Source organism: Mesorhizobium waitakense (assembly GCF_056431085.1).
On sequence record NZ_JBWKME010000027.1, the window covers coordinates 1 to 9,970 of the forward strand.

The 9,970-nt window shown below is 61.3% G+C and carries 9 protein-coding genes and 2 pseudogenes; 4 read left to right on the top strand and 7 right to left on the bottom strand.

Annotation, left to right across the window (positions count from 1 at the left end; genetic code table 11):
- The 5 genes and pseudogenes from AC07FD_RS08925 to tnpB (AC07FD_RS08945) all read right to left on the bottom strand — a co-directional run.
- Positions 1 to 318, bottom strand: a 318-nt coding sequence (locus AC07FD_RS08925; protein ID WP_478349550.1) for a UPF0149 family protein, incomplete at its 3' end; no start/stop codon positions are given.
- 345 nt (positions 319 to 663) lie between these two features.
- Complete coding sequence (locus tag AC07FD_RS08930) at positions 664 to 1,695, bottom strand: IS110 family RNA-guided transposase (protein WP_478349555.1); 1,032 nt, start codon at positions 1,693 to 1,695, stop codon at positions 664 to 666.
- 343 nt (positions 1,696 to 2,038) lie between these two features.
- Positions 2,039 to 2,814 (bottom strand): annotated as a pseudogene (locus AC07FD_RS08935) (IS110 family RNA-guided transposase); the annotation flags it as partial.
- A complete protein-coding gene (locus AC07FD_RS08940) occupies positions 2,741 to 3,079 on the bottom strand; it encodes a transposase domain-containing protein (RefSeq protein ID WP_478349551.1) in 339 nt (112 codons plus the stop codon). The gene AC07FD_RS08940 and the pseudogene AC07FD_RS08935, both read right to left, overlap by 74 nt.
- A 52-nt stretch (positions 3,080 to 3,131) precedes the next feature.
- Positions 3,132 to 3,371: pseudogene (gene tnpB / locus AC07FD_RS08945) on the bottom strand (IS66 family insertion sequence element accessory protein TnpB); the annotation flags it as partial.
- A gap of 180 nt (positions 3,372 to 3,551) precedes the next feature.
- Between tnpB (AC07FD_RS08945) and AC07FD_RS08950 the strand changes: the two are divergent.
- The 3 genes from AC07FD_RS08950 to AC07FD_RS08960 are packed head-to-tail and all read left to right on the top strand — an operon-like array spanning position 3,552 to position 6,723.
- A complete protein-coding gene (locus AC07FD_RS08950) occupies positions 3,552 to 4,790 on the top strand; it encodes a site-specific integrase (RefSeq protein WP_378976690.1) in 1,239 nt (412 codons plus the stop codon).
- Entirely contained in the window at positions 4,787 to 5,719 is a 933-nt protein-coding gene (locus tag AC07FD_RS08955; protein WP_378976688.1) for a tyrosine-type recombinase/integrase, read from the top strand. Before AC07FD_RS08950 ends, AC07FD_RS08955 begins: the two co-directional genes overlap by 4 nt.
- The gene (locus AC07FD_RS08960; RefSeq protein WP_478349552.1) at positions 5,716 to 6,723 is read left to right on the top strand and encodes a tyrosine-type recombinase/integrase; all 1,008 of its coding nucleotides are present in this window, start codon (positions 5,716 to 5,718) and stop codon (positions 6,721 to 6,723) included. The genes AC07FD_RS08955 and AC07FD_RS08960 overlap by 4 nt, the downstream gene beginning before the upstream one ends.
- Before the next feature lie 46 nt (positions 6,724 to 6,769).
- Here the strand turns inward: AC07FD_RS08960 and tnpB (AC07FD_RS08965) are convergent, their stop codons facing one another.
- Both tnpB (AC07FD_RS08965) and tnpA read right to left on the bottom strand, forming a co-directional pair.
- Positions 6,770 to 6,925 (bottom strand): IS66 family insertion sequence element accessory protein TnpB, encoded by a 156-nt coding sequence (tnpB, locus tag AC07FD_RS08965; RefSeq protein ID WP_478349553.1) that lies wholly within the window; start codon positions 6,923 to 6,925, stop codon positions 6,770 to 6,772.
- Positions 6,922 to 7,359 carry an IS66-like element accessory protein TnpA gene (gene tnpA, locus AC07FD_RS08970; protein WP_095090371.1) on the bottom strand — a complete coding sequence of 146 codons (438 nt, stop codon included), beginning with the start codon at positions 7,357 to 7,359 and terminating at the stop codon, positions 6,922 to 6,924. The genes tnpB (AC07FD_RS08965) and tnpA overlap by 4 nt, the downstream gene beginning before the upstream one ends.
- 1,063 nt (positions 7,360 to 8,422) lie before the next feature.
- Between tnpA and AC07FD_RS08975 the strand changes: the two genes are divergently transcribed.
- The coding region (locus AC07FD_RS08975) for a serine/threonine-protein kinase (protein WP_478349554.1) at positions 8,423 to 9,970 on the top strand (1,548 nt) is incomplete at its 3' end.

Here is a 9,970-nt window from a genome sequence, read left to right on the forward strand (position 1 = left end):
GCTGGGCTTGGTGGCGAATCGGGGCGCATAATCCTGCGGTCTGTCGAACAGCGTCTCGTTGAGCCGGTTGTGGATCCTGGCGAGGCTGGCAAACACGGCATGATCGGTTGCAGAGCCTTTGGCCAGGACGTCGCGCGGCAACCCCATGAGCGGGCACATCCAGTCTTGCGGGTCCGCTAACCGGGGCCCGGTGACCGCCGCCGTTACGAAGCCATCCAGCGCCGACATGGTCCGCACCAACGGACGGGGGGCGGTCTTGGCGGCCATCCAGGCCTCGAGCGCCTCGTCCGACAGCGCCATGTCATCGATCGCGCTCATGCCGCCAAGGGGAGCGGCATCTCTTGGCGGCGCCCCCAGTTCCATATGTGGACGTATATGGACCCCGCCCGATTGCAACAGGTCGGCTGGATCAAGATCGTCGGTCACAACTGCTGACGTATATCCGGCTTCCTCATGCGGCTGGACAACGTCTTCGCCGCGAGCCCCGATGGATTTTCGCGCGCTTCCACCTCATCGGCCCCTAGACATTGGCCGAAGCCAAGCCGGTCCACACACCAGGTTCGGGAAGCGACGGAATGGCCGTTTCACCATCTCCTGCCATTTTGCTGCAATTGCCGGGGTGAGACCTCCTTCTGTTGTTTTCCTTTCGTTTGCCGCTTCGCCTCAAGCTGCTTTCACCGACTGTGCGGGCTCGTAGAATGTGCCACCCGAGAGGATGGCCCACACGACCCTCGCATTCTTGTTGGCGAGCGCGACAGCCGCGACGTTGGGGTGTCGTCTTTGCCGCAGCTTACTGAGCCAGAGGCTTCGTGGATCCTGCTTGCCGGCTGCTTTGCCAAGCGCAGCACGAGCCCCATGGATCATCAATGTGCGCAGATAGCGATCGCCCCGCTTGCTGATGCCGAATAGCCGGGCTCGCCCTCCGCTGGATCGTTGTTTGGGTACCAGGCCAAGCCAGGCCGCGAACTGACGGCCATTTTTGAAGCAGGTTCTATCGCCTACGGCAGCGATCAAGGCAGTTGCCGTCACGGGGCCGATGCCTTCGATCTTCCCAAGCCGTTGGCACTGCTCGCTGGTGCGGAAGATTTCCCGTATCCGCCGATCATAAATTGCAATGCGATCGTCGAGCTCGGCCAATTCCGTCTGCAGCTCCCTCATCAGCGACCGGACCATCTCGCTGAGTCCGTCATCATCATTCCCCACGATGACGGCGAGGCCGCGCCGCAGCTGCGAGATATCGCGGGGAATGACGATCCCGTGCTCGGAAAGAAGGCCGCGAATCTGGTTCACAAGCCGAACTCGATCGGCGACCAGACGCCGACGAATGCGATGAACGGCCTGGACCGCCAGCTGATCAGTCGATTTCGGCGGCACAAAGCGCATCGAAGGCCGGCCGACCGCTTCGCAGATGGCTTCCGCATCGTTTCGGTCGTTCTTGTTGGACTTCACATATGGTGTAACGAACTGAGGACTGATCAGCCGAACCTCATGGCCAAGCTCGGTGAGCTCCCTTGCCCAGTAATGCGCGCCGTTCGAGGCTTCCATGCCGACCAGGCATCGGGGCAGATTGGCGAAGAAGCAGGCTACCGCATCGCGACGCAGCGTCTTTCGCACGACGACTTTTCCGTGGCAGTCGACCCCGTGAACCTGGAACACATATTTCGCAAGATCCAGACCTATTCGAACGACCTGCATGACATCCTCCTTTGTTGCAGTTGACGTTCGAGATTCCACCTCGCCTGGGAGGGCGGGGTCCATACCATTGGCTCCCACTTGCAAGTGTTTTTTACAGATATTTTTGATCGGATCGCTTGCGATCATATGTCCGGCCTTTGTATGCGGTCGCACATGACCGCTGGCCAAGATGGTTTCCGCAACGCATGTTCCTAACACGGCAACGACCTTGAAAGGCCAATGGAACTGACGGAGTATCACGCGTCTTGGATCGATCGATCGCACCATCTGCTTTTCTCTTGCAAGTTCACAGCATCAGCTCAACACAGTAGCATTCTATTCTGCTCACCGTGATGACCAATTCCTATGTTGCTTGCGTTTGCTCCTCTGTCCGCCGATACGCCTCGCCGCTCACCATGAGCTTCCACGCAATACGGGCGATCTTGTTGGCGAGCGCCACCGCAACCAGCTTTGGTTTCTTCCGTTGCAGGAGTTCGATCAGCCATCGGGAAGCATGTCTGCTTCGACCTGCTCTGACATGCTGAAGAAGGGCAGTTGCGCCAACCACCAATATGCTCCTCAGCATTTCGTCGCCAGCACGTGTGATCACCCCCAGTCTGACCTTGCCTGCGGTCGAATGGTCTTTGGGCGTGAGGCCTATCCAAGCGGCAAAATCGCGACCCGACTTGAACGTTCGGGGATCTGGGGTCTTCATCATCAAAAGCGATGCGCCCTGCATTCATTGGAGCGGTGCAACGTGGTCAGTTTTTCCTCGACGGCTTTCGTTTCAGCCAGCAAATCTCGATATTCAATGCCATGCATGACAAAAAGCTCCCGGGCCAATTCAGGCAGGGATTGATCCGCCGCAATCCGCTCCAACAGCGGTTCGATGCGGCACATGCCCGTGGCCGCGACGATGCCGAACTCCATGGCAAAACCGCGAATGGCGTTGGCGAGCTGTGTCCGATTGCGAATGAGTCTCTCTCGCACACCGACCAGCATTAACGCCGCCTGCTGGTCCGCGGTCTTCACCGGCACGAAGCGCATCGTCGGTCGGCTCATCGCCTCACACAAAGCTTCCGCGTCCGCCGCGTCGTTCTTGCCGCGTTTCACATAAGGTTTCGCCAACTGAGGCGCTATCGGGCACGCCGGCGGCGAAATCGGTCTCGAGATCTTCGAGTTCGAGCAGCATCTGGCCCAGCTTCTCGGACGAGCGGCCGAAGGCCTTGCGGTTGAAGCGATCGATCCGCAGCTGCAGGCGCTGGATGCGAAGTCCGGCCTCGGCGCGCTCCCTTCGCAGTTGCTCATCACGTTCGGCGATGGTGATGTCACGGGCAGAAACGGCCGCCTCCAGAAGGGCGATCCGGGCGATGAAATCAGCGATTGAGGGGGTCTGTTCCGACACCCAAATTACATACCCGAAAGAGCTTCTTTACGGAAGCAGAATCGACACAGAATCAATAAGAAACGAGCAAAATCAGCCAGCCAGACGCGGTCGATAAATCTTGCTTGGCCGGCGCCAGTCGATCCCGTCCAAAAGCAGCGAAAGCTGCGCCTTGGTGAGCGACACGGCGACTCGTGGTTGGCCAGGCGAAACAACCCTCGGAAAGCCGTTTTGTAAAAAGGCAGAACCCCTGGTCGTCATGCGCCAGAATCTTGATGATATGACCCTTGCGTCCACGGAAGCAGAAGATCGCGCCAGTGTGCGGTTAGGTGGCGCGCCACCTAACCCTATTTATGTGTCGCACGAGATTTTGTGGCGGCGCCGTCCTGATGCCAGCCTGGGCCGGCAAAGACTGCAATTCTCCGCCACATAATATTTCCTACCTCTCGGATGGGTGCGGGATCCCCCTGCGCCGCTATTCCGGAGAGGCAATATGCTCGAGTTCTATTTTTCGTATAAAGGGGTGCTCAAGCGCCTGCGTAGCGGTGCGCTTGGTGACGAGATGGACCGTCTTGCAGAACATTTCTTCACGCTTGGTTACAAGCGAGCGACGGCCAAGAGTTATCTGAGCCGGATTGCGCACTTTAGCCAGTTTGCCGGGACGCGCTGCGGTCCGATGCCGATCCATCAAGATGTCGTCGACAGCTATTTGCGCACGTTTACTACGGATTCTCCGCGCATTGGGGCAGTGTCGGCGCTGGGGCACGCACGGCGAGTGGCTCCGGAGCGGTTGATAGTTTCCGTTCCAAGTAAAGAGGATGATCCGGATGCTCCGCTTCTGGCCTCCTTTTCGGACTATCTGCATAGGGTACGGGGCCTGGAGCCGAAGACCCGCGAAGGCGTTCTTCTGGGCGGCCGCCGCTTTCTGGATTGGTTCCGCCATCACCATCCCGGCCAAAACCTCGAGACGTTGACGGCTGAGCACGTCCTCGCTGCTGCCGAACATCGGCTATCGCTATCGGCGACCTCCAGCAGCCGCACGGCAGCGACTTCTCACATTCGAACATTTCTTCGGTTTTTATGTTGGGCTGGGCACCATCATCAAGATCTCGCCCGCGTCGTCCCAAGGACGCCCTATTGGCGTTTGGCGCATTTGCCGCCGCGCCTTGCATGGGATGACGTTCGGCGCGCAATCGATGCGATCGGCGCAACGATGCCGGTCGACATCCGCGATCGAGCCGTCCTGCTGCTGCTCGCCACCACGGGGATTCGCAACGGCGAGCTACGCGCCATTCGGCTGCAGGATATCGACTGGCGTGCTGGCGAGATTTTTGTCCGGCGCACCAAGGGCAAGCGTGATCGGGTGGCGCCGCTCCTCGAGGAGACCGGCGCCGCGCTCGCCGACTACATCCTGGGCGCTCGACCAAAGGTGGAGAGTCCATATCTGTTCCTGTCCTTCACGCCGCCCGTAGGACCGTTCAAGTGCGCGTCGCCTGTTTCGAGAATCGTGCGGAAGCGGTTGCGGCATGGTGGGGTCGAACTCGGGCGGGTCGGAGGTGCGCATCTCCTGCGCCACAGCCTTGCCACCCAGCTCGTCAGGCAGCGAACGCCGATCAACGAGGTCGCCGATCTTCTCGGGCACCGGAGCATCAACACAACGGTGCTGTACGTAAAGGTCGCGACCTCGCAGCTCGCCGAGGTTGCGCTTCCCTTTCCGGGAGGCGTCGCATGACCGCCTTTGCCCGATTCCTTCGCGAGAAAGCCGAGCGTTACATCGAATTGCGCCGCTCCCTCGGCTACGCCTTCAGCAAGCAAGCCGGGACGTTGCGGGCTTTCATCCACTACGTTGAGCGCGCTCAGCTCGATGGGCCCGCCACTCGAACGATGGCGCTTGATTTCGCCTTGTCGTTCGGCGGAGCCGCTAACAGCCGCGTCACTCGCCACGGCGTGCTCCGCCGGTTTTACGAGTATCTCGCCGTCTATGACGTCCGAACCGAGGCCTTAGAGTGCAGAGCTTTCCCCAGATCTAGAGCGATTCCGCCTCCGCGTATCCTCAGCGAGGCAGAGTTGGCGTCGCTCATCGACGCATGCGCCCGCCTTTCGCAAGGCACCCCTCTCAGAGGGCGGACGATGGCGACGCTGATCGGATTGTTGGCGAGCTCGGGGCTGCGATCGGGCGAAGTGGTCAGGCTTGATCGTTCCGACGTCGATTTGGCCAACGGGGTTCTCCGCGTTCGGAAGACGAAGTTCCGCAAGGACCGTCTCGTTCCTGTTCACACGACGACCCAAACAGCCCTTCGTCAATATGTGCGTGAGCGCGATGCTGCTTTTCCCACGCCCAAGGACCAGGCCTTCTTCCTCAGCTCCCGAGGCAACCGCCTCTCGGCGACCGGCCTGCAAAACGGTTTTGCTGAGGTCCGCAAGCTCGCCCATCTTGATGGCGGCAAGCCGTTAAGACCGCACGATCTCAGGCACCGTTTCGCCGTCACCCGCCTCAGCCTCTGGCACCAACAGCGCGCAGACGTTCAGGCGCTGCTCCCGTTGCTCGCCACCTATCTCGGCCACGCCAGCTACAGCGACACAGCCTACTACCTCACTGGCTCGGCGGATCTTCTCGCCATTGCGGCGGAACGCGCCTTCCTCGATGGAGGTGCAGTATGAGCGAACACTTGCTCCTCGCGCCGCTCCTTGAATCCTATTTTCGCCGGCGCCTGACCAAGCAGCGCAACGCGACTCCCGCGACCGTGGCCAGCTATCGTGACGCCTTGCGCATGCTCATACTCTTCGCCGCTGCCCGATTACGAAGGAAGCCAGCGACGTTGGCGCTAGAAGATCTCGATCGAGACCTCGTTCTCGCCTTTCTCGACGAGCTCGAAGAGAAGCGGAACAACTCCGTCGCCACGCGCAATGCCCGTCTGGCTGCGATCCGATCGTTCTTTCAACACGTGGCAGGCGCCGATCCGGCGTCCTTTGGTGTCGCCCAACGCGTGCTGACGATTCCCATAAAACGGGCGCATATTGAGGTAACGCACCACCTCTCCAAGGCAGAAGTGGACGCCCTCATTGCGGCCCCCGATCAAAGGACGTCCCGCGGGCGGCGCGACCGCACGTTTCTGCTGTTCCTGGCGCGGACCGGCGCGCGGGTCTCCGAAGCCATCGGTATCAACGCTAACGACCTTCGAGTAGAGCGGCCGCACCCGCAAGTGTTACTGCACGGTAAGGGGCGCAGAGATCGCGTCATCCCCATTCCTAAAGATCTGGTGCGAGCACTGACGACGTTGTTGGGTAAACGCGGAATCGCGCTCCACGAGACACGACCGGTCTTTGTCGGCGCCCACAACGAGCACCTCACGCGTTTCGGAGCGACCCATATTGTACGGAGAGCGGTGGCAAAGGCTGCTGCCATCAGGCCGGACTTGGCCGACAAGCCCATATCGCCACACATCTTCCGGCACTCCCTTGCCATGAGGCTCCTCCAGTCTGGCGTGGATCTTTTAACGATCCAAGCCTGGCTCGGGCACGCACAGGTCGCTACCACCCACCGATATGCCGCCGCGGATGTCGAGATGATGCGAAAGGGACTTGAGAAAGCGGGCATCGATGGCAATTACGGCGTGCGTTTCCAACCGAATGATGCCGTGCTGCAGCTGCTAGACAGCATCTGAATATTATGTGGCGGAGAATTGCAGTCTTTGCCGGCCCAGGCTGGCATCAGGACGGCGCCGCCACAAAATCTCGTGCGACACATAAGTGCGGGTCGAGCGCAAGCACCTGCTGCACCATGCGTGCCAGGCTGTTGATCCCGCGGCGCATATCGGTCGCGCCGCAGCACAGGTAAATCCGGTCGGTCGGCACCACCGTGATCACCTGGTCAACTCCGCCAGAACGATGTGCAGCGCTGTCGGATCGACGATCCCGTCGATCCGCAATCGCGCGCCGTTCGCAAAGGCCACGACGATCCTGCCGGCCGGGTCCGGGCAATCGGCGACGGGGCGTTCAACCTCGGGCAGATCGCTCACGTCGATGCGCGCGAAGGTCGCCATCGCCTGATCGGCATCAGGCTCGCCGCCGGCCATCTGCTTGCGCCAGGCATAGAGCTGTGATGGGGCTACGCCGAACGCTTGCGCGACCTCGGTCACCGACGACCCCGCCGCGCTCGCCAGGTCGACCAACGCGCGCTTCTCAGTGCAGCTCCACAGCCTTCGTTGCCGCGCGCGCCCGGGCGTCGTTGCACAATCTTCGGCCGCCGCCGCACCGCTTAACTCGGCGACCAAATCGCCCTCTGCATGTTCCAATGTCATGGCGCGAAAACTCCATGTTCATCGGCCTATTGCAAGGTGCCTTGGTGCACCGCTTACACTGAGCGTCCCAGTCGTAGGGAACAATCCTGGTGAGGCAACGCGGGGGGCTGTTTCTCAATTCGCCCGACAAGGCGGCCAGCAGATGGTTCTTTGGGACGATATTCGAACCGCCCCACGGCACCATATGCAGATGTCTTTCCAGCAGCGCGGCCGCGGGATCGTTGGTGACGTTCGGCAGCTAAAGGTCGATGTCGATAGCTACAACGAGGCGAGGTCGGACGAAGAGCCTATCCAGATGGATTTCGACTTCACTATGGACTTGCGGAAATCGAGGCAGCAGAAGCCGCCTAGTCGCCGCGCCTTCTCCAGCGGGCGGATGCAGCTAATCGCGTCGCTGCTTCGGCCCTTTGTTCTGCGCGACATGCGGTCAGCCCGCACGCGGCCGCCAATCTTGCCACCGCGCCGCCCTAGCTCCACAGCGGCCTTGTTCTTGAGATCTTCTTCAGCCGGCGCCTCGCCAGTCGCGATGTCAACTATCGACCTCGCCAATTGGTTTGCGTCGCGCGGGCGCTTTGGATGCTTATCGGTCATAGCTTGAAGATGGCCTTCGTTTCCGCCTATTTCCAGACGGCGTATAGGCGAAAGCGCCTATTGTGGTTGGGACGGAGTTTCAAACTGACCCCACTACCGCCGCGCCGAAGGGCTTGCATCGCCCGCTGGATCCGGCGTTGCTGAATGCTCTCGAACGCGCATGATGGCATATTCGTTTTATATGGGACGCTTCAGCATATCGTAGCTAAACAAAAAAGATGCCGTTGCCGGCCAGGAGACCCGGGAGACTCGGGGACGGTAGTCGGCCCGGCAGGAGCGGCTGGTGAGGCGATGGGCAAGGAGTTGAAAGCCGCGTAGCCAACGCTCAACGAGGCGCGCCCGACCGGCGACGGCCATGTGGAGCTGGCGTTTGGGCCCAGCTCAGGACGAACTGGCCCGCGAGATCAAGTCGCGCTGATGCCAAGTGCTCCGGACCAAAGGCTCGAAGTTGTGAGTGAGGACACCAAGCGAAATGATGCCACAACTGGACCACTGGCTCCAACAGGTAACAGGAATAACGGGGCTGCTCCCGGAGTTACTCGGCGCGATTGCGGAAAGGCTCAGCCCGATCGATCTGCTGGCGGTGTCGCAGACAGACGGCGAGCTGCGTGCTGCTGTCCAAATGTCCGCGGCGTTGGAAGAAAGGCGCCAGATGGCAATCCGGGTTCAGGCCGTCTGGAACAGGTTAATGGTCCCGCAGCCAGGAGTCGCGAATCCCTTTGTCGCACTAGTTGTTCCCGGCGTGTTGGAATCTCTCGCATCCAATTTCAATTGCCTGACCAGCGTGCAGCAGGAGCAGCTCGTTGCCATCGCCGAAGGACATAACGACCCCGAGCACCGCGTCTTTGCCCTGCGAGCCCTCGGCGGGGGGCTGGGAGGGCTCGCGCCCACGCTTCAGCAGCGCCTCGTCGAGGTCGCCGAAGGACTTGACGACGAAGAGCACTGCTTCCAAGCCCTGGAAGCGCTCAGACGGGGGGTGGGAGGGCTCGCGCCCGCGCTCCAGCAGCGTCTCATTGATCGCGCCGAGGCGCTTGACCCCGAATATCGCTTCTTGGCCTTGGAGGACCTCGGGCTGGCCGTGGGTGAGTTTACGCCCATGCTCCAGCAGCGTCTCGTCGAACTCGCCGAGGGGGTTGACGATCCCCAGTATCGCGTCGCTGCCCTCGTTTGTCTCGCAATGGGTGTGGGAGGGCTTGTGCCGGCGCTCCAGCAGCGTGTCGTCGATCGCGTCGAGGAGCTCAACCCGGAAGACCGCGTCTCGGTGCTTCGAGCCCTCGGGATAAGCGTGGGAGAGTTTGTACCCGCGCTCCAGCAGCGTGTGGTCGACCTCGCAGCAGGGCTTGTCGATCCCGTGCATCGCGCTCAAGCCCTGCAGCGCATCGGACTGGCCGCAGGAGAGTTTGCGCCGGAACTACAGCAGCGCCTCGTCAGGCTCGCCGAGGCGTTTGTCGATCCCGAGCATCGCGCTCAAGCCCTGGAGGGCATCGGACGGAACCTAGGAGAGCTTGCGCCCGCACTACAGCAGCGCCTCGTCGTGCTCGCCGAGGGGCTCGCCCAGTACGAGCATCGCGTCACAGCTCTGCGGGGCCTCGCAGTGGGCGTCGAAGGACTTGCGCCCACGCTCCAGCAGCGCCTCGTCGACCTCGTCGTGAGCCCTGACCTCGAAGATCACTTCTCGGCCCTCGCAGCCCTGGAGTCAGCCGTGGGAAAGCTTGTGCCCGAGCTACAGGAGCGCCTCGTCGTGCTCGTCGAGGGGCTCGCCCAGCCTCATCAACGCGTCTTAGCCCTATGGGGCTTCAGATGGGGCGTAGGCCGGTTTGCGCCGGCGTTACAAGAGCGCATCGTCGTGCTCGCCGAGGGGCTCGCCCAACCCGGAGATCTCAACCAGGCCATGTGGATCTTGAGAAAGGGCTTTGGACGTTTTACGCCCGAGCTACAGGAGCGCCTCGTCGTGCTCGCCGAGAATCTTAACGACCCACACGATCGTGTCACTGCGCTGCTAAGCCTCGGAGAGAGCGCG

Excerpts from the sequence above, each read along its gene's own strand:
- AC07FD_RS08930 (WP_478349555.1), bottom strand. The coding sequence starts at position 1,695 with ATGCAGGTCGTTCGAATAGGTCTGGATCTTGCGAAATATGTGTTCCAG.
- AC07FD_RS08950 (WP_378976690.1), top strand. The coding sequence starts at position 3,552 with ATGCTCGAGTTCTATTTTTCGTATAAAGGGGTGCTCAAGCGCCTGCGT.
- AC07FD_RS08955 (WP_378976688.1), top strand. The coding sequence starts at position 4,787 with ATGACCGCCTTTGCCCGATTCCTTCGCGAGAAAGCCGAGCGTTACATC.
- AC07FD_RS08960 (WP_478349552.1), top strand. The coding sequence starts at position 5,716 with ATGAGCGAACACTTGCTCCTCGCGCCGCTCCTTGAATCCTATTTTCGC.
- tnpA (WP_095090371.1), bottom strand. The coding sequence starts at position 7,359 with ATGACATTGGAACATGCAGAGGGCGATTTGGTCGCCGAGTTAAGCGGT.